This is a genomic window from Nostoc sp. C96 (genome assembly GCF_059384975.1).
The window spans coordinates 3,864,105-3,882,320 of sequence record NZ_CM182020.1; the positions used below are offsets into that span (position 1 = coordinate 3,864,105).

Genomic DNA, 18,216 nt, shown 5'->3' on the forward strand with positions numbered 1-18,216 from the left:
ATCTATTGTGTTGTTGAATTAAGTTTTTCTACTTTGAAGCTATTTTGCTGTTTCAAACAATAGTAAATAAAAATTAATTTTTTTCTAATATTTAATAAATAGCATGATTGCAGTTTATAGAGAAATCTTCATAAACACTTAATATTTACCCTATACTTATTTAATTTTTTTAATAAAATTTAACTTTTTTAGTATCCCTGTTAATGTATTTTCACTTATATAAATGACTTAATATAGTGATATAAGCAACAGTAGTTTTACATAAAACAGATTAATTTTTTATAAAAAAAAGGAGCAAGTTATGCTCCTTGGCTGATTATTTAAGATGAAAACCAGAGTCTCAACCTGATACTTTTTTTAACTTGCGTTGTGTAGCAACGATTCCAGCTACACCTAACATACCAAGTACTACCGAAGGTTCTGGTACAGAAGTGGAAGAAACATATCCTGGTGTTTGCCAATTATAAATAGCACTGTAAGATACACCGTCATCAGAAGCAGTAATACCAGATGCTGTGGAGTTAAAGCTGTAAGCGTAGTAAGTCTTACCACCAGTAACTACTTTGGCGATTTCACTAGCACCGATTACACCTTGGTAGAGGCTTAAGGTTGTTTGCAGACTGATTACATCTTTAAATGTTGTTAGTTGAGCTATTTGAGCTTGCAGTGTTGCCTTGGTAGCAGCAGGAGTTGAAGACGAATTATACAATGTTTGAAGTGATGAAATCTTAGTCTGGACTTGTGAAGCGGTTGGTAGAGTTGTTTGACCAGGAAATAGTAATTTAACTCCACCATTCCACGCTTCATTCAGCTTGGTAGAAAGTGTACTAGAAAGCTGACTCTTAACATCCAAGTGACCAACTAATTGTAGTTCTACGCCGCCATTTGCACCGAATTGGAAGCCACCAATGTTGGGATCTCCCATTCCCAAAGAAGGAAAATAGCTGGTGACTAATGATTGGGTAGTTGATGAAAACCCATTCCAAACTGATTTAAATGGAGTGTAAGTATTCAACAAATCACCTAGCCATTGGGAACCAAAACTATTCCAGTCGTCTTTAGTTACACTGCTGACAGTAGCGCTGTATTGTCCTTTTGTTGCAGTAAAGCCAACGTTAGCAGTAGGATTTTCACTGCTGTACCAAAGTTCAACGTTGGAACTGGCATCTTTATCTGTTAAAGCCTTAACAGCAGCAGTAGTGTCTGACTTGATGAACTGGCCGTTTGAGCCACCTGTGTAGGTATTGATTTCGTTGGTGTTATTAAAAGAAAAAGTTGTAGCTTGTGCTGGGTTAGAGGCGATCGCACTCACGCCAACAGCCAATGAGGCACCAATTACAAGTGTTTGGAAAGTTCTTTTCATTTACTGTCTCCACCAGTTTTGGGGTAATTTTATATACTGTCTTTGTTTCTAGAATTGGATTAGCCTGACTACAGGCTTTGGCTTTTTAAGAATGCGGCTGGTTAAAAAAATTACCAGCTTTTTAGCCATGTTTAGTAGTTACGCACACCAACCTAGTTTAAGAAACTGGGAGACTTAATTGGGTAAAGCTGTTGTAGATTATGAATAAAAAGATGACTAATATTTTGTGATTTAAATCAGCAATTATACATAATTACTGATTTAACTAGTGTCATTAATATTACGCTGATTACAAAAGTTGCTTTTTTACTGAGCTTTTTTCCGCTTGTGTTGTATACCAAACCAGCCGATGATCGCCATCAAGCCTAGTACTGCTGAAGATTCTGGCACTTTGCGTGGGCGAGGAGATGCACTCTTGAGGTTTGTCCAGCTATTGCTATATGGATGAATGTAGGTTGATAGCGGAGCCGCACTAGTAGTACTAGGCTGTTGAGGAATTAAACTTGGTGTGTAGTAATGATTTGTGCTGTCAATGTTCTTCCCATCTTCAGTGGCTTCAGACTGGAAATTCATCTCTTCTACATTTTCTGCTATTGAAGTATTGCTGAATGCCCAAAGAGGTTGCTGTCCTAAAGCACCAATCACTGCAAAAGACAAAGCACAAACGCTAATTTTTACCACACTACTTGCCATGCACCTGTGTTAATTACTTGTGATTTACTGTCGTCGATAGATTGTAATATCTCGATGACATTTCAGTAATTTCTCTGTAGTTTATCTTAAACAAACCCAGCGTAGGTGGGTATTAATAAAATTCTGGCAAGTTTAACATCAAGAGTTGATAAATTCACTTAGCATCGACGTACTTAAAGAAACTTCGCAATTCTTTCCACAGCAGTTTCTAACAAAGGTGGTTCGTGTACCAAAGCAAAACGGACATATCCTTCGCCAGATTTACCAAAACCAGCGCCAGGAGAAGCGGCTACGCCAGTTTGTTTAACTAACTGGGTACAAAATTCGACAGAATTGTTTTGCCAAGGAGAAGGTAACTTAGCCCAAATATACATAGTGGCTTGAGGGCTAGGAACTTGCCAGCCAATGCGATGTAAGGCATTCACGAAAGCATCACGTCGTTGACGGAAGGTAGCGACTGTAGTTGTTACTCCAGCTTGCGGCCCAGTCAGGGCAGCGATCGCCCCATTTAAAATCCCTCTATACTGATTAAAATCAACTGCGGCTTTGATTTGACGTAAAGCTTTGATTAACTCAGCATTGCCAATAGCGTACCCAATGCGGAAACCGCCCATGTTGTAAGACTTAGAAAGCGTGAAAAATTCAATTGAGACGCTTTTGTCTGGATCAGCTTGCAGAATTGAAGGAACTAAAGACTGAGGAAAACCCTCGCCTATTCCCGCAGTTTCCGCAAATACTAAATCTACATAAGGGAAATCGTGAACTAAAACAATATTGTGTTGTTGACAAAAAGCCACTGCTTCTTGGAAAAATGCCAAAGGTGCGATCGCCGCTGTGGGATTATGGGGATAGCTCAACACCATCATCTTCGATTGAGCCACAACAGGGGCGGGAATATCAGCTAATACTGGTAAAAAACCATTTTCTGCCAGTAGAGGCATAGGATAAATTTGTCCACTGGCTAAATAGACTCCGCCTGCATGGGATGGATAACCAGGGTCGAGCAATAAGGCAAAATCACCAGGATTTAATAAAGCTAGAGGTAAGTGAGCCGTACCTTCTTGGGAACCAATTAAAGGTAGCACCTCTGTTTCTGGATCAACCTTGATGCCAAATTTTTGCTCATACCAGTCAGCCGCAGCTTGACGAAATGCTTGCGTGCCGTTAAATAACAAATAACCGTGAGTACTCTGGTCATTGAGAGATTGGGCGATCGCTTCCAGAACGTGCGCCTCTGTAGGCAAATCAGAAGACCCCAGTGACAAATCAATTAACTGTTGTCCGACTGACAAAGCCGCAGCTTTGGCTCTGTCCATCTCAGCAAACACGTTAAATTGTAGAGGTTGTAAACGCTGTGCAAATTGCATATTAGTCAAGGGTCAATGGTCAATGGTCAATGGTCAATAGTCCATAGTATTGACTATTGACTATTGACTAATTTTGATTTAAATGCGTATCTAGTAAACTCAGTAATTTTTCTTTACCAATAACGCCCTCAGTTGCTTCTAATAATTTTTCCCCTTGAATGAGCCTTAAGGCTGGTACGCCTTCTACCCCGTACTGCTTCACAGAAACTGGATTGGGGTCAATTTCCATTTTGACAACTTTTAGGCGATCGCTAAATTTGTTGGCAGCTAGATTAATCAGTGGTGACATCAACTGACATGGGCCACACCAAGAAGCCCAAAAGTAAACTAATACAGGCTGCTCAGATTTCAACACTTCGGTTTCAAACTCAGCATCAGTGATGGTGATTACACCCTTACTCATGGCAGTCTCCATTAGTTGACATCAATTACTTGGCACAAAAAATACTTTATCCCAAAGTTGTCAATAGTCCAAAGTCTATAGTTTATTGTTAACTACAAGAATTCTCAACTATTGACTTTTGACCACCGACGCAAAATCCCACAACCAACAGGTGTGGGACTGGCTCAAATCAGTATCTAACAAAATTTTACATTTGATCTAGTTGCTTGCGTAAAGATTCCAACTCAGCATCAACTACTTCATTCGATTTGGGAGGGGTTGTTTGGGAAGGAGTAGTTTGCTCTGGTGGTAGTAAGTTCTGATTGGCTGGAGTTGCGGGTGGTAATAGAGATGCTTTTAAAGCAGCCAATTCATCATCCACATCACTACCAGCTTCTAGCTTGGCAAATTGACTTTCTAAATCCGAGCCAGCTAACTCTGCGGCAGACTGGGCGCGGGCTTCCTGCATCAGGACTTTTTCTTCCATCCGCTCGAAAGCCGCCATTGCACTGCTGCTATTCATCCCGCGTACCATACCTTCAAGTTGCTCTTGGGCTTTGGCGGTGGTAATCCGCGCCTTGAGCATTTCTTTTTTGGTCTTGGCTTCGGAAATTTTACTTTCTAGCTGGATTAAATTGCGCTTCAGTGTTTCAACTTGAGTACTTTGCTGATCTAAACTAGTTTTGAGTGCTGTGCCGGTTTCAGTGAACGTCTTTTTCCGTTCTAGGGCTTGGCGTGCGAGATTTTCATCGCCTTTTTGCAGTGCGAGTTGAGCATTACGCTGCCATTTGTTGATTTCATTTTGGGCATCATTGTACTGTTTTTCAGTGCGTTTTTGGGCGGCGATCGCTTGAGCCACACCCTGACGCAACTGCACCAAGTCTTCCTGCATTTCCAGGATGGCTTGCTCTAGCATTTTTTCTGGGTCTTCAGCTTTATTTACCAAATCATTGATATTTGCACTGACTACTCGCTTAATGCGATCGAATAATCCCATAATTTCTTTTCCTTTTGCAGTTTCGGTACTTGGATGAACAGTTAAGGTTTTTACTATTTAATAGTTTCTTATTTAAATGTAATCTTTCCGGCTTGGTTCGGTACCTCCTGATACCTCTTAATTGTTAAGATATACCCTGACTATAGCGATTGACTACTTTTTATGGCTCTGAATCTGGAGGTAATTGCTGTTGTGGTGTACCTTCTGATTCATGCAGTGCCTGTTGTTTCATTGTTGCCAATTCTGCATCAATACTTTTAGCAGATTCTAGAGAAGCAAATTGTTTTTGCAAATCATCACCGTCTAGTTGGGCGATCGCTGCTGATTTCGCTTCAATCTGAAAAACCTTCTCTTCCATACGTTCAAACGCATTGAGACTACTAGTAGCCGAAGCTCCACTGAGCATTTCTTGAAGTCGATAGGATGCTTCCGCTGAACGGGCGCGGGCAATATACATATCTTTTTTGGTTTTGGCTTCCGAAATCTTGACTTCGAGCGATCGCATATCTTTCTTCAGTCGCTCGATAATTTCGGTTTGTTGACCGATTTGATGGGAGAGGGAAGTGGCCGTTTCTTGATAGGCGCGACGCTTGGTTAGAGCTTCTCTGGCTAGAGGTTCATTGCCTTTTTCTATGGCAATTTGGGCATTGCGATACCATGTTTCTGCCGTGGATTGGGCGGCTATTGCTTGGCGTTCAGTGCGTTTTTGGGTAGCGATAGCTTGTGCTAACCCCTGTCGCAAGCGCACCAAATTTTCTTGCATTTCGGCGACGGCTTGTTCCAAAATTTTTTCTGTATCTTCTGCACTGCCTATCAGACTATTGAGGTTAGCGCGAATTACCCGCAGGATACGTTTGATTAATTCCATATCGGCTCTCCATTCACTCTCTTGAAAAATTGCTTTTCTTGGGGAGACCCCAAAACCGCATTTTTCGCTTGTTGTCAGTCAACAGGCAGAGCATTTTGTCGATGTTTTCCTCATCCTATCGTAGATTTTTATCACTTATGGCTACTGCACCCGTGCTTTAATGCCTTTGGCTTGTAGTTCTTGTAATCTTTTCTGCACTTGCTCTTTAGTTTTTAACGCACCGAGATAAATCAGCTTTTGGTCGCGCGATAAATAAGCATCGGGAACTACTTGGCGTACAGAAGTAACCGTGCGATCGCCTTCATTATCCATGACGATATGATAAAACCCATCTGCTGCTGGTTGGATTTCGGCATTTACTTGTGGGGGAGTCACGGTCGGCTGCGGTACAGCTTGGGCTGTGGCGATAGGCGGTAGATTCAACGGCTGTACTGGCTGCACATCCGGTAAGGGGTTAACCACTGGTGGTGCAACTGGAGTGGAAATTACCACAGGTGGATTTACAGGTGCGATCGCTCTTGGGGGAGTTTTTGGTTGTAAACCAACTATATCGTTGGGGTCTTTCAGTTCAGGAAACTCTTTTGTTGCCAAATTGGGATATTTCGGTATAGGTGTAAGTTCCGTTTGGGCTGGAGACTGGGGCTGGCTGGCTGTTTCCTGAGTCTGAGTTTTATCGGTATTAGCAGCGGAATTACTATTAAATATTTTATCGAAACTCAACTGTGGCAAGCTTTTTGGATTAAACACTATGTAACCCAAGGTCAAACTAGCCATCAACAGCAACAACATCGAGCCGATACCTAAAGGTGATAGCAGGCTATCGTTAGAATTACTGGCGGGCTTTGTTTGTTGTTGTTGTTCATCATTTAAACTCCGCAGCAATGCTTCACTCGATTCCAAATAATCGTCTGGCTGAGTTGGAGTTTCCTTTGCCTGCATTAGATTTTCACTGGGAGTAACTTGAGCCGTGGCAGGCACTATACTGCTACTGCTAGTAGAATTTGGTGATGGTAGGGGAATTTGAGTTTGGCTGGAACTGCTAGAAGATTTCTGTTGGGGCTGTTCTGTCGTTTCCGCCTTAGCTGTTGTTACTGGTTTCTCTAGAGACACTTCAGTTACAGATGCAGGCTGTATACTCGTTTTAACTTCAGTTACAGGTAGCTGAATTTTGCCCCCTAGTGCTGTTATTTCTGTTGTGTCCTGGGTTTGAGTGTTAATGTTATTGCCTGTACGGGATTGATAAGCTGTTTTTGATGCTATGCGTGAACGACGGTATCTAGCCAACTCTTGATCTAGTTGCACTTCCAAACTGGCCAGGGCTGCGGCTAGTGGTGGCTTCAACTCAGGTGGTTTAGATGATTGAATACCGGAATCTATTGGCGAGTTTTGACTCATTACCTGTCTGCCTCAAACCTAGACTGTGGAATGGAATAGAGCTAATGTGTGCTAATACTAGCGAAAAATTTCGCATCACTATAGACTTTCTGGAACTATCTTGAATTTCAGCACTCAGCACTTTGAAGTAAGGATGTCTTGGAAATCAGTCAATGATATTTTAGGCTTTTTAGAACAACAAGCCAGATGGCAAGAGCAGCCATTTCAAAAAGTGCTTCATTTTTGGGCAGAAGTGGTAGGTGCAGCCGCCGCTAAACATACCCAACCGTTAGTGATTCAGCGTGATGTTTTGCGAGTGGCGACTTCAAGTGCTGCTTGGGCGCAAAATCTGGCTTTTAAACGCCAAATCATCCTGTTAAAGTTAAATGAAAATTTGCCTAACCCGTTGGTTGATATCCGCTTTTCTACGGCTGGGTGGCAGAATTCTTCAGCAAAGCCACAGCAACAACTCACAGGTTCGCCGCAAGAACATCCTAGTTATCTGGGAAATGTGAGTGATGTGCAGCGTGATGATTCGCAGGCCTTGGAAAATCCTCAGACTGCCTTTGGACTATGGGCTAAAAAAATGCAAGTGCGATCGCATGGTTTACCTCTTTGTCCCCATTGTCAATCTCCTACCCCTCCAGGGGAACTCCAGCGCTGGCAAGTTTGTGCTGTTTGTGCCTCTAAGCAGTTTTGAACATAAGTTATTGATTGAGATTGGGTGTAAGGCTTAGAGGATAAAGGTTTACTTGTACCCACACTGTTGATTTTTGCTGTCAATACGTCGGTTTCAGAACAGTCAAATACTTAATATTTTTTAACTAAAATTTAATAAAGTTGATATTTTTGCAAAAAAACTCGAAAAGTTTTGGTAAAGTTCATATTTTACCGTCACCCTCTGAGAAATACTTAAGAAATATAGGTTAATTCCTAGCCTTTTAACAAATAGTTAGAAATTAATAATTGGGATTTCAAGTTGATATTTATCCCAAAAACTCAGGATTCGGCTAATTGGTTTAACAAAAATAAGTCTAAAACTAAGGTCTAATATTTCTGCCTGAGATGTTAAAAGACCTTGACAGTCCTCATATAGATTTTTTGGCTTAACTAAAGCCATCTATTTTTTTGTTATTGCCAGGATTTTAAGTAATTTCTTTAGGCAAATTGTCTAAAATCCCACTAAATTATTTTCCTGTTGTTGTCTACTTTCTTAGTACTGATCGACACATACAATGTTGAATTTTCAAAATGACTGAGTACTTAATTTAGTAAAAAGGATGTCTCAGCCAATAAACTTTCACAGATGATGTCTCAGTAAGAATTATGTAAATTTCATCCTTGATTGCTAAATTAGATACACAAATTTATCGTTAATTAGCTATATATAAGCTTGTTTGAAACATTAAAGCTAAACATAAGTTAAATCTAAACTTTGAGTTTTATCCTTGATCCCTAGCTATTTTCAGCCAAAAATTAGTAGGTAAGTACTTTAACAATCATTTAAAAATATAACAAAATTCTAAAAACATCATGAAGTTTATTTTTCTGTTGGGATCGCTAGAACCTAGTGTAAATAATAATTTGCTGCCAATATTACGTATTTATATCTAGGCGCAGAATATAAATATGCAAGACAGCCCTGAACAGCACTAAAGATGAACTCAAATGAAACCGATAAACTTTTTGACATCTGCCTGTAGATATTGTCGTCATTACAAACCAGAAGGTCGCCGTGGCGGAATGTGTCAACAGTTGGGAGCGACGGTGCAAGCCAGTTGGAAAGCTTGCTCTTTAGCACTTCCACCTTTTGCACCTTCTTGGGAAACTTTAGAAGATTCTTGGAGTTTGCCAGATGGTACACCAGTATTAAATGCTGGACATTCTCTAGTTTCTGTTGCCGACAATATAACAGTTGTGCCTATTGAAGAAATAGCTAATTTAATTACTGAAGAGACTGAGGCTAAAACGGTGAGTGCTAATTTAGCCACTATTTCTTATTAGACTCAGTTTATAGACATTAAAAAAATATTTCTCTTGAAAATTGCTAGTGCTGTAAACGTTGACATCTCAAAAAATCGCACCTAATACCAATTTTGGCTTGTGAATTGAAAACTTTGTCAAAAAGCTTTTCTAGACAACGCTAAACTACCTAAGCTCAAATTGGTATGCTTCAAAGGTGCGATTTTTGCCATATTAAGGTAGCCAAGGGAAAGAACGAAAATTTGGTGATCGCTTTTCTAAAAATGCCTGTTTGCCTTCAGCACCTTCTTCTGTCATGTAATACAGTAAAGTTGCATTCCCCGCGAGTTCTTGCAAACCAGCTTGTCCGTCACAATCGGCGTTGAATGCAGCTTTGAGACAGCGAATGGCGATGGGACTTTTTTGTAAAATTTCTTGCGCCCATTGAACACCTTCATTTTCTAATTCTTCTACCGGCACGATACAGTTAATTAAACCCATATCTAGCGCCTCTTGAGCATTATATTGACGGCAGAGAAACCAAATTTCTCGCGCCTTTTTTTGCCCAACACTGCGGGCGAGATAACTAGCACCAAAACCACCATCAAAACTGCCAACTTTGGGGCCAGTTTGTCCAAAAATAGCGTTATCAGCAGCAATGGTGAGGTCGCAAATCAAGTGTAAAACATGTCCACCACCGATCGCATATCCCGCAACTAAAGCAATCACAACTTTCGGCATCGAACGTATCAAACGCTGCAAATCCAGCACATTCAAACGAGGAATTCCCGCATCATCTACATAACCCGCCTCTCCCCGCACACTTTGATCACCACCAGAACAAAAAGCATACTTACCATCAGTATGGGGGCCAGCACCAGTAAATAGAACTACGCCAATATTTGTATCTTCACGGGCATCACAAAAGGCATCATAGAGTTCAAAGACAGTTTTCGGACGAAAAGCATTACGTTTGTGCGGGCGGTTGATGGTGATTTTTGCAATGCCATCGGTTTTGTGATAAAGGATATCTTCGTAGGTTTTGACAGATTGCCAGTTGACTTGCATGAGAAAGAATTGCGCTATTGTGCTTGAGAATTTTATCGCGGACTGAGAAGCGATCGCTAAAATTTCCTCTCTCCAGTAAAATCAGGGCTGGTAATTGACTCACAATCGCAATGCGCCGCGACTCTATTTTCTACAAATTATTCCAACAATTTCCCGGTTTGCTGTTTGAATTAGTAGATCAACCACCATCAGAAGCAGAGAATTATTTATTTGAATCGGTGGAAATTAAAGAAACAGCATTCCGAATTGACGGAGTGTTTCTACCTCCAGCTAATGCAGCATCTCAAGTTGTCTTCTTTGCTGAAGTCCAGTTTCAAAAGGACGAAGACTTGTACCATCGCTTTTTTAGCGAATTGTTTTTGTTTCTCTACCGCCACTCGATTCGTTATGATGACTGGTTTGGCGTGGTTATTTTTCCTTCGCGTAATTTGGAACCTTCAAATCCTCGGATTCACCAAGCATTGTTACAAAGCAATCAAGTCCGGCGAGTATATTTGGATGAATTAGGCGATTTACGACAACAACCTTTAGTATTAGCTTTGATGTTGCTGACGACAACGCCTGAAACCGAAGCAGTGGAAGCAGCGCGGTATCTGCTAGAACAAGCACAGCAACAATCAGAACAAGCGATAATAAATTTAGTGACGACGATTATACTCTACAAGTTTTCTACCCTAAGCCGAGAGGAGATTGAAGCAATGTTGGGACTGATTTCAGAAGAACCACGGGCTATTCGAGAAGCACGAGAACAAGAAGCGCGATCGCTCATTCTCCGACAGTTGAACCGACGAGTAGGTACAATTGACGATGAACTTCAGCGCCAGATTCAGGCGTTGTCTTTAGAACAGGTAGAAGCATTGGGTGAAGCATTGCTGGATTTTGTAGCGATCGCGGATTTGGAAGCTTGGTTACAGGCACACGCTACTAGTTGAGAGGGATATTACTACAGTAAAACGATTATGGCAGTGAGAAATGGTTTCCTTGATGAAGTAGCTTTTTAGCCTTGTTATATTCAGCCCTGAGATATAAACAATACTGTTGGGAATCTTATTATTAGGATTGCTTATCTTAAAGGGTATAAAAATATGAATGACCTTAAATCTTTACTAGATCGTGCTTCATTAGAGGATAGGAAAGCATTGGCAGATATTCTTAAAGCCTCAAAACCAACAGTCGATGCTATTGTTAATCGTCTATGGGAGGCAAGTCAAGATGCTGCAATTTATATATTTAACGAAATATGTGATGCTCAACCCAGTTATCAAAAAATAGTTAAGAAAGCTGCTAAAAAGTTAAAAATTAAATGTGGTAAATATGAATCTGCTAGTGAGATGGAGGTAAAAATTACACAGAAGGTGATGGCAACAATCTTGGAAAAAATGACCCCCGAACAAAAGCGAGAAATGGAACAGGAGTTAAGAAAAACAGCATCACAATTTGATAAAGGCGGTGAATTATTAGGAAGTACTAGTATTTTTCTTGCTTTAACAAGCGCTCAATTGTCTGGTTTTGGTATTTACTTACTAGCTTCAACAACATTAGGTACGCTTACGGGAATATTAGGAGTTACTTTACCCTTTGTTGCCTACACAACAATGTCAAGTACAATAGCGGTAATTATCGGCCCAGTTGGGTGGATAGGTGCAGGACTATTCACTGCATGGCAATTGACAAGCCCTAATTATAAAAGGCTCATTCCAGCCATTATTTATATTTGCGCCTTAAGAGCAAAATTAGATGGAGGTTTTGCTTAATGATTTTTGAATAATTGCAAGATGTCTGATTTTCTGCACTGATTGCTTAATCATGGTTCGGTTACTGAGATTCACTTCAGAATATGAAAATGTCTAGTTATCTCAACTAAACCTTAATGATGAACATCTTTAAGCTTAGTTACTTTATTATCTACCACAACTACATATACTCCTCTAGTAGCTAGATTTTGTATCATCCAGTTGTCTTGTACTATGATCAATTCGTAACCATTGCCTTTTACATATTCAGTAGCTTCTTCAACTGTTTTCCCAATTATAATTCTTTCATTTATCATGACTTCTTTCTTTTAATTTATGAAATATAAGTTATTTTCCTAACTTTTAACACATTTAAATCACAATAGCTCACGCAAACTTTCCTAAATTCTCCTGTCGCCATTTAGCATCAACTTTACGATTTGTCTGCAACTCTAAAACTCTTATTCCTTGATTTGGTAATGGATTTATTTTTCTCGGTAATTCTTCCCAAGAAGTAATTAATTCATACTGGACACCGTATGTAGCGCACAATTGAGCAAAATCAATATCCTGGGGAGTGCCAAAATATTCTTCAAAAGGTGGGTCGAATTTGGCGATGGGTAACATTTCAAAAATTCCACCACCATTATTATTAATTAAAACAATTGTGAGATGACCGACAAATTTATTGCGGATTAAAAAACCATTAGTATCATGTAATAACGCTAAATCTCCTGTCAAGATGACACTACTTTGTTGACGATGAGCAATTCCTAATGCGGTGGATAATGTGCCATCAATCCCATTAGCACCTCGGTTAAAATATGTCCGCACTCCTAAATTATTCGGTTGCCAAAAATACTCTACATCCCTCACAGGCATACTATTGGCAATAAATAACGGCGTTCCTGGTGGTAATGTTTGAGATAATAACCAGGCCGCTTTACCTTCAAATAAATATTCCATTTTCGCCATAGTCTGGTCAACGGCGATTCTGACTTTCGCTTCTGCAATACACCAACTTTGCAGATATTCCGACCGGGAATTCTCTTTGTCGTTTTCCCATATCCCCAACTGATCTACACTGATTCGCAGATGAATCGTTCTTCCGTGGAGAGGATCGAGGTTTTGGTCGCTAGGGTCAATTACCCAGCGTCGGGGTTGTGTAGAACTTAACCAAGTCCGCAATTCTTTACTGGTAGGGATATCTCCTACCTGAATTACTATTTGGGGTGCTAACTGCTTTGCTAATTGCTGATTGCGTAAAATCAGGTCGTAGGTGGAAATTAAATGAGGGTTGAGGTCAGCATAATTTCTCAGTGGCGAAAGTCCTTCAGCGAGGACAGGCCATTGCAGCGTTTGAGAGAGTGTTGCGATCGCTCTACAATATTCTTGAGGATTTTGAGGTTGAGCCACTCCAGCAATAATTATCCCGCGATCGCAATTTTGCCATGCTTCGGGAATGGGGAATGGGGAGTGGGGAATGGAAATAGTATTTGTGGCGGCTGTAAAGAATACTTCTGGGTCAAGCTGAAAGTCAGTACCATCGGGAACTGGCGCAAGGGGGTCACGGAAGGGAATGTTTAAATGTACTGAGCCTTTTGTTGGTGTTTGTGTTCTTTCCCAGGCATAAATTACCGTTTGTCGCAAATAAGCCAGCATTTCCATATTTGCAGCAGGTAAAGCTAACTCAGTTTGCCAGTTGGGATAACTACCATATAACTTCACTTGGTCGATGGTTTGACCAGAGTGACAATCTCGCAGTTCTGGTGGTCTATCGGTGGTTAATACTAGCAGTGGTACGCGACTTTCTTTGGCTTCAATCACTGCGGGATAAAAGTTTGCGCCTGCTGTACCAGAAGTACAAACTAGTGCAACAGATCTGCCGGTGGCTTTAGCTACTCCCAAGGCAAAAAAAGCCGCAGAGCGTTCATCGAGAATAGATATAGCTTCAATATCGGGTACTTGTTGAGCAAAGGCAACTGTTAGGGGTGTAGAACGAGAACCAGGACAAATTACAGCACAAGTTAAACCTAGACGTTTTAATGTCTCCGTCAAGACAAAAGCCCAAAGTTGATTAACATTCCTATAGGCGACCAGCATCAAATCCTAGGTAGCTATCAGACAATATTCAATTGTGACATGCTCCCAGACTGACTTTCAGTGAATTTATAGGTTTTCCCACCGTTGTTTGTTAAATTTTGTATAGCAAATTTATCTCAAACACTATGGACTGTATTTATTTAACGGGAATTCGCTGCTATGGCTACACAGGATATTTACCAGAGGAACAAGTTTTAGGGCAATGGTTTGAGGTGGATGTCAAGTTATGGTTAGATCTTTCCCAAGCTGCCAAAACTGATGCGATCGCAGATACTCTCGATTATCGCAGTGTGATTAGCACTATTCAAAACTTAGTCAAAACATCTCAGTTCGCTTTACTTGAAAAGTTAGCAGGCACAATTGCCGACACTATTTTGCACCAGAGCGATCGCGTTACGCAAGTCCAAGTAGTTGTCACCAAACCCGCAGCACCTATTCCTGATTTTGGCGGCAAAATTAGTATTGAATTGACGAGAACTAAAGAGAACTAAATCTAATTTTTAAATGGTGACAGCTGATAAACTAACTTACACAAATGACAAAATTTGCCGAAGAATTGCGGGTTTTTGTTTACGGTACACTCAAACCCGGTGAAGCTAATTATCAAAAATACTGTGCAGGTAAGGTGGTAAATGCTCAAAGGGCAGTAATATTAGGCAAACTGTTTGCTTTGCCTATGGGCTACCCAGCAATAACATCAGGACAGAATCAAGTCCACGGTTATTTGCTTTCTTTCTGTGAACCAAAAATTTTACAAGCTTTAGATCATCTAGAAGATTACCAACCCAATAGACCAATCACAGAAAACCTTTACAATCGCCTACAAGGTGAAGTTTACACACCACAAGGCGACGTTCTGGGTTGGGCTTGGGTTTATGTGATGAATTTAGAGCTTGTTAACCAATTAAATGGCACTCTTCTCACCGATGGTTGGTGGAGTGGCTGCGGTTTAACCCTCACTTGAGACTAATTCAAGTCTGGCTCAATTTGTTTTAGTCCAGGCTGTTGGAGTTGAATAGTCTTTTCTGGAGAAGTAACTGCTGCTTTCGGGATTTCAATCACAGGATTATTTAATGCCACCATCAATGGTGCAGCAGGAGTAGGAGATGTTTTTGCCACTGGTGTAGATTCTTCTACTTCTACTTGTGGTTTTTGAGCCAGCTGTGGTGTTCTAAATTCACTTCCAGGTAGCAAACCTGAAACTACGCTAATCACACAAGCAGCAACCGCTGCACCGCCAAATGTCCAGGCTAAACGCGAACGCCGCCGCAACCGAGAGAAGACTTGTTGGGCTGTGACTTCTGGTGATTGTGCGGTATCTGGTACTGGTAGAGTCCGTAAACCTTGCCGCAGTTTTAATAATCTGGCATACAAACACTGAACGGAGGCATCGTTTGCCAACCATTCTTCTACTTGCCTGCGTTCTGTAGCTGTTACCTCTCCATCGAGGTATGCACTTAATAACTCGAAGCGATCGCGCTTCACCATATTCATAGTACCCGTTGATTCATTGGTATGTTGATCAATCCCTTCTGACAAATCTCCAGGAAGTTGCAAATGGGAACGGTCGTTAAACTGAGAATCAGTAGTCATCTTAACATTATTACTAATTCATACACGGGTAAATTAGCCAGCAATTCTCGGAAATTCTTTGAGAAATTTCTGATTTGTTGATCATTGACGGCAGAAATACGCCGATTGATTCCTGACAATTCTTAATCAATGTTTAAATTCTGGCATTAAACAAAGAAAAGAGAATGTAATTTAGGCATCTAGATAATTTTGCAATTGAGCTTGCAATCTGGATCTTGCTCTGGCTATTCTTGATTTTACCGTTCCCAAGGAAACCCCTGTAATTTCGGCAATTTCTTCATAAGCCATGCCTTCGATTTCTCGTAAGACAATTGTAGTCCGAAACACTTCTGGTAAATCGGCGATCGCTTCTCGCAATTGCTCGTAAAATTCTCTAGTGGTCAACTCCTCTTCGGGGCCTGGAGTGTCACCAGCAATTTCCCAATCCATTTCGCCATCATCTAGCGTGCGGGGAGCATCTAGAGACAAGGGACTGACAACCCGCTTGCGTTTACGCAATTCATCGTAAAACAAGTTAGTGGCAATCCGGCTTAACCAGCCGCGAAACTTAGCAGGTTCTTGCAATCGGTTGATATTCCGATACACTCGAATCCACACTTCTTGAGCTAAATCGGCTCTATCAGGCCAATCTGGAGCGAGGTGGTATAAAACTCGATCAACTTGGGTTTGATAGCGGCGCAGGAGTTCTGCAAACGCAGCACGATCTGGACGCAATCCCACTTGACAGCGCAAAATTAGATCGTGATTTGAGAGTTTGTCAACTTGCACCGATGCTTCTGTACATTTCGCATCAACCGTTGACCAGGATACAGCAATCGATTGACTCATAGATCGTATTGGCTTTAAATCATCCCTTACTATTAGACCTATGAACTGACCGGATGTTCCTGAATTAAGTGCCGGATTAATGACTGGAACATCAAAGCAGAGAATAGGGGTGAGATTCCTAGTTACGTCAATAGTCAGCAAATCTGGTTTTTCATGGAAACGAGGCAATTTTTAGTAGGATGGTGGCACATTTCTACTCATAGAAGTTTTACGTATAATTGTGCTGCTGATAGCAACTGACTATTTACGCTTGACAAAATTTACTGTTTATGAAAATCCAATAATTTAAGTGTACTTACCTAGTCAAAGACAGATGTATAGCTTTTTCCTCACTTACACCCCTATATCTCTACATCCATCTAAACCGTTGATTTTGCGTCCTACTGCGGGGGAAAAATCTAGATCTGCTGACAGATAAATAGTTAAATTTCTGAGCTTCTACTTTGAATACTGAATTGAAGTTAGAGAAGTCGTTAGACTGTTTTAGAGATCGTGGTAACTTCACTAAGGGTAGAGTAGAATCGTGTTTTTGGTGATTGTTGCCAGAAATTTATGAAGCTCGCAAAAATTCATAATTATTAATTATGAGTCAGAATTTATGAATTTCTGCTGGCATCCTGTAAAAAGAATGTTATTTTTCCGGTCTAGTTACCAGAATTGTGTTTTTTTCTGGATATTCCTGATAAATAGCACCAGTATTAGCTGGATTTGGTATCCGAACTTGAAGAAAGAAATTAATGGAAAATGTGATTGTGATTGCAAGCAATAGTTTTTCAAACATGGATTTTCTCCCACCCACACCATTAATGATTGATTCCTGCACTTGGAGAGTTCTAGAAAAAAGCCTGAACGGAAAAAACCTTCGTTCGGTCTTTACAGGAATAAAGGTTTCTCACCAGAAGTCTTATTTGCTGGGACATCCGCTTAGACTTAGTTTGCCCAGAAAGATTGGCAAATTTATAAGGAAACAGATAAGTATTTATAAATTATTGATAATTGAATGATGAGCGCATTCAATTATTCCAAGAGATGGATCTGTCAGGGATAAATAATAGGCGATCGCAATGGTAAGAAATGAATCTGTAACGCGTATAGCAATGTTTCTCTGTTTCGGCACAGCCATCTTATCGTTAGCTGTTCATTGGCGAGTGACCACAACGCAACAACAGTCGGATAATTCAGCCACTAATAGAAAATTTCCTGGGAGTATATATGGGGAAACAGCTTTTGGTGCGTCTACAAATGCTGATGAATCTCTTCCTGGGCAAAATTTGCAGAGGAATTATCAATTTAAATCTTCTGACATTCAGCCTCATCATAAGTCGGGTACAGTAATCAAAAATGTAGCTAGAGACACTGATATACCCAATAACAAACGATTAGTCGGGTTGGAACCAGAACAAACAGAAAATATCAATAATGATGCTCAACCAACATCCTTTTTTACCCAGTTTTCCAATCAACAAAAAACTTCTAATAAACTGGGAATAAAAACACAAGTGGTAGTTGATTTAAGCGATCGCCGCACTTATGTTTATCAAGGAGATTTAGTTATAGCCAGTTACCCAATCGCTATAGGTAAAAAAGGTTGGGAAACGCCTACGGGTTCTTTTGAAGTGATGAATATGCAGCATGACCCGATTTGGCGACACCCCATCACTGGTAAGGTATTTCCGCCAGGAACTGATAGTCCGTTAGGTGAACGCTGGATTGGTTTTTGGACAGATGGACGCAACGAGATTGGCTTTCACGGTACACCAGATATTCACTTGCTAGGGACTGCTATTTCTCACGGTTGCTTGAGGATGCGTAACTCTGATGTGCGTTTGTTATATGACCAAGTTAAAGTAGGCACATTGGTAACAGTCCGTGATTAATCAAGAGT

The 18,216-nt window shown here is 40.6% G+C and carries 20 protein-coding genes; 7 read left to right on the plus strand and 13 right to left on the minus strand.

The features are described 5' to 3' along the window. Positions 1 to 340 precede the first annotated feature (340 nt). From AC504W_RS16430 to AC504W_RS16460, 7 genes are all read right to left on the minus strand, one after another. Positions 341 to 1,363, minus strand: coding sequence for an NF038130 family PEP-CTERM protein (locus AC504W_RS16430; protein WP_494873359.1), 1,023 nt, complete (start codon positions 1,361 to 1,363; stop codon positions 341 to 343). Positions 1,364 to 1,669: 306 nt separating this feature from the next. After that, positions 1,670 to 2,056, minus strand: coding sequence for a PEP-CTERM sorting domain-containing protein (locus AC504W_RS16435; protein WP_494873360.1), 387 nt, complete (start codon positions 2,054 to 2,056; stop codon positions 1,670 to 1,672). A 173-nt stretch (positions 2,057 to 2,229) separates the two neighbouring features. Then, positions 2,230 to 3,423: an LL-diaminopimelate aminotransferase gene (locus tag AC504W_RS16440; protein ID WP_494878673.1), complete on the minus strand. Its 1,194-nt coding sequence runs from the start codon at positions 3,421 to 3,423 to the stop codon at positions 2,230 to 2,232. A 67-nt stretch (positions 3,424 to 3,490) separates the two neighbouring features. Continuing rightward, positions 3,491 to 3,826: a thioredoxin family protein gene (locus tag AC504W_RS16445; protein WP_096584998.1), complete on the minus strand. Its 336-nt coding sequence runs from the start codon at positions 3,824 to 3,826 to the stop codon at positions 3,491 to 3,493. 187 nt (positions 3,827 to 4,013) lie between these two features. Continuing rightward, on the minus strand, positions 4,014 to 4,802 hold the full coding sequence (locus AC504W_RS16450) for a PspA/IM30 family protein (RefSeq protein ID WP_096578100.1): 789 nt from the start codon (positions 4,800 to 4,802) through the stop codon (positions 4,014 to 4,016). 160 nt (positions 4,803 to 4,962) lie between these two features. After that, positions 4,963 to 5,670 carry a PspA/IM30 family protein gene (locus AC504W_RS16455; protein ID WP_494873361.1) on the minus strand — a complete coding sequence of 236 codons (708 nt, stop codon included), beginning with the start codon at positions 5,668 to 5,670 and terminating at the stop codon, positions 4,963 to 4,965. 141 nt (positions 5,671 to 5,811) lie between these two features. Further along, positions 5,812 to 7,065, minus strand: a complete 1,254-nt coding sequence (locus AC504W_RS16460) for a hypothetical protein (RefSeq protein WP_494873362.1) — start codon at positions 7,063 to 7,065, stop codon at positions 5,812 to 5,814. Positions 7,066 to 7,198: 133 nt separating this feature from the next. Between AC504W_RS16460 and AC504W_RS16465 the strand changes: the two genes are divergently transcribed. Both AC504W_RS16465 and AC504W_RS16470 read left to right on the plus strand, forming a co-directional pair. Beyond that, a complete protein-coding gene (locus tag AC504W_RS16465; protein ID WP_494873363.1) occupies positions 7,199 to 7,744 on the plus strand; it encodes a DciA family protein in 546 nt (181 codons plus the stop codon). Positions 7,745 to 8,712: 968 nt separating this feature from the next. Further along, positions 8,713 to 9,048, plus strand: coding sequence for a hypothetical protein (locus AC504W_RS16470; RefSeq protein ID WP_494873364.1), 336 nt, complete (start codon positions 8,713 to 8,715; stop codon positions 9,046 to 9,048). Between the two features lie 192 nt (positions 9,049 to 9,240). On the opposite strand, the gene menB is transcribed toward AC504W_RS16470, so the two are convergent. Beyond that, entirely contained in the window at positions 9,241 to 10,074 is an 834-nt protein-coding gene (gene menB / locus AC504W_RS16475) for a 1,4-dihydroxy-2-naphthoyl-CoA synthase (protein WP_494873365.1), read from the minus strand. 110 nt (positions 10,075 to 10,184) lie between these two features. Here menB and AC504W_RS16480 point away from each other — a divergent pair, with 110 nt between their 5' ends. Next, complete coding sequence (locus AC504W_RS16480) at positions 10,185 to 11,006, plus strand: DUF2887 domain-containing protein (RefSeq protein WP_494873366.1); 822 nt, start codon at positions 10,185 to 10,187, stop codon at positions 11,004 to 11,006. A 153-nt stretch (positions 11,007 to 11,159) separates the two neighbouring features. Continuing rightward, positions 11,160 to 11,828, plus strand: coding sequence for a hypothetical protein (locus tag AC504W_RS16485; protein ID WP_494873368.1), 669 nt, complete (start codon positions 11,160 to 11,162; stop codon positions 11,826 to 11,828). 113 nt (positions 11,829 to 11,941) lie between these two features. Here AC504W_RS16485 and AC504W_RS16490 read toward each other — a convergent pair whose 3' ends face one another. Further along, the gene (locus AC504W_RS16490; protein ID WP_494873369.1) at positions 11,942 to 12,124 is read right to left on the minus strand and encodes a hypothetical protein; all 183 of its coding nucleotides are present in this window, start codon (positions 12,122 to 12,124) and stop codon (positions 11,942 to 11,944) included. A gap of 70 nt (positions 12,125 to 12,194) precedes the next feature. Beyond that, positions 12,195 to 13,910, minus strand: coding sequence for a 2-succinyl-5-enolpyruvyl-6-hydroxy-3-cyclohexene-1-carboxylic-acid synthase (menD, locus tag AC504W_RS16495; protein WP_494879344.1), 1,716 nt, complete (start codon positions 13,908 to 13,910; stop codon positions 12,195 to 12,197). A gap of 125 nt (positions 13,911 to 14,035) precedes the next feature. On the opposite strand from menD, the gene folB reads away from it, so the two are divergent. Then, positions 14,036 to 14,401, plus strand: coding sequence for a dihydroneopterin aldolase (gene folB, locus AC504W_RS16500; protein ID WP_494873370.1), 366 nt, complete (start codon positions 14,036 to 14,038; stop codon positions 14,399 to 14,401). A gap of 44 nt (positions 14,402 to 14,445) precedes the next feature. Then, entirely contained in the window at positions 14,446 to 14,874 is a 429-nt protein-coding gene (locus AC504W_RS16505) for a gamma-glutamylcyclotransferase family protein (RefSeq protein ID WP_494873372.1), read from the plus strand. A 2-nt stretch (positions 14,875 to 14,876) separates the two neighbouring features. On the opposite strand, the gene AC504W_RS16510 is transcribed toward AC504W_RS16505, so the two are convergent. The 3 genes from AC504W_RS16510 to AC504W_RS16520 form a co-directional block, all read right to left on the minus strand. Beyond that, positions 14,877 to 15,503, minus strand: coding sequence for an anti-sigma factor family protein (locus AC504W_RS16510; protein ID WP_096578122.1), 627 nt, complete (start codon positions 15,501 to 15,503; stop codon positions 14,877 to 14,879). Between the two features lie 171 nt (positions 15,504 to 15,674). After that, on the minus strand, positions 15,675 to 16,331 hold the full coding sequence (locus AC504W_RS16515) for a sigma-70 family RNA polymerase sigma factor (protein WP_096578124.1): 657 nt from the start codon (positions 16,329 to 16,331) through the stop codon (positions 15,675 to 15,677). A gap of 631 nt (positions 16,332 to 16,962) precedes the next feature. Further along, positions 16,963 to 17,154, minus strand: coding sequence for a QAALIT motif small membrane protein (locus AC504W_RS16520; RefSeq protein WP_096578126.1), 192 nt, complete (start codon positions 17,152 to 17,154; stop codon positions 16,963 to 16,965). 241 nt (positions 17,155 to 17,395) lie between these two features. Between AC504W_RS16520 and AC504W_RS16525 the strand changes: the two genes are divergently transcribed. Beyond that, the gene (locus tag AC504W_RS16525; RefSeq protein WP_494873373.1) at positions 17,396 to 18,208 is read left to right on the plus strand and encodes a L,D-transpeptidase; all 813 of its coding nucleotides are present in this window, start codon (positions 17,396 to 17,398) and stop codon (positions 18,206 to 18,208) included. Positions 18,209 to 18,216 lie beyond the last annotated feature (8 nt).

Coding starts and splice junctions, on each gene's coding strand:
- AC504W_RS16430 (WP_494873359.1), bottom strand. CDS start 1,363: ATGAAAAGAACTTTCCAAACACTTGTAATTGGTGCCTCATTGGCTGTT.
- AC504W_RS16435 (WP_494873360.1), bottom strand. CDS start 2,056: ATGGCAAGTAGTGTGGTAAAAATTAGCGTTTGTGCTTTGTCTTTTGCA.
- AC504W_RS16440 (WP_494878673.1), bottom strand. CDS start 3,423: ATGCAATTTGCACAGCGTTTACAACCTCTACAATTTAACGTGTTTGCT.
- AC504W_RS16445 (WP_096584998.1), bottom strand. CDS start 3,826: ATGAGTAAGGGTGTAATCACCATCACTGATGCTGAGTTTGAAACCGAA.
- AC504W_RS16450 (WP_096578100.1), bottom strand. CDS start 4,802: ATGGGATTATTCGATCGCATTAAGCGAGTAGTCAGTGCAAATATCAAT.
- AC504W_RS16455 (WP_494873361.1), bottom strand. CDS start 5,670: ATGGAATTAATCAAACGTATCCTGCGGGTAATTCGCGCTAACCTCAAT.
- AC504W_RS16460 (WP_494873362.1), bottom strand. CDS start 7,065: ATGAGTCAAAACTCGCCAATAGATTCCGGTATTCAATCATCTAAACCA.
- AC504W_RS16465 (WP_494873363.1), top strand. CDS start 7,199: ATGTCTTGGAAATCAGTCAATGATATTTTAGGCTTTTTAGAACAACAA.
- AC504W_RS16470 (WP_494873364.1), top strand. CDS start 8,713: ATGAAACCGATAAACTTTTTGACATCTGCCTGTAGATATTGTCGTCAT.
- menB (WP_494873365.1), bottom strand. CDS start 10,074: ATGCAAGTCAACTGGCAATCTGTCAAAACCTACGAAGATATCCTTTAT.
- AC504W_RS16480 (WP_494873366.1), top strand. CDS start 10,185: ATGCGCCGCGACTCTATTTTCTACAAATTATTCCAACAATTTCCCGGT.
- AC504W_RS16485 (WP_494873368.1), top strand. CDS start 11,160: ATGAATGACCTTAAATCTTTACTAGATCGTGCTTCATTAGAGGATAGG.
- AC504W_RS16490 (WP_494873369.1), bottom strand. CDS start 12,124: ATGATAAATGAAAGAATTATAATTGGGAAAACAGTTGAAGAAGCTACT.
- menD (WP_494879344.1), bottom strand. CDS start 13,910: ATGCTGGTCGCCTATAGGAATGTTAATCAACTTTGGGCTTTTGTCTTG.
- folB (WP_494873370.1), top strand. CDS start 14,036: ATGGACTGTATTTATTTAACGGGAATTCGCTGCTATGGCTACACAGGA.
- AC504W_RS16505 (WP_494873372.1), top strand. CDS start 14,446: ATGACAAAATTTGCCGAAGAATTGCGGGTTTTTGTTTACGGTACACTC.
- AC504W_RS16510 (WP_096578122.1), bottom strand. CDS start 15,503: ATGACTACTGATTCTCAGTTTAACGACCGTTCCCATTTGCAACTTCCT.
- AC504W_RS16515 (WP_096578124.1), bottom strand. CDS start 16,331: ATGAGTCAATCGATTGCTGTATCCTGGTCAACGGTTGATGCGAAATGT.
- AC504W_RS16525 (WP_494873373.1), top strand. CDS start 17,396: ATGGTAAGAAATGAATCTGTAACGCGTATAGCAATGTTTCTCTGTTTC.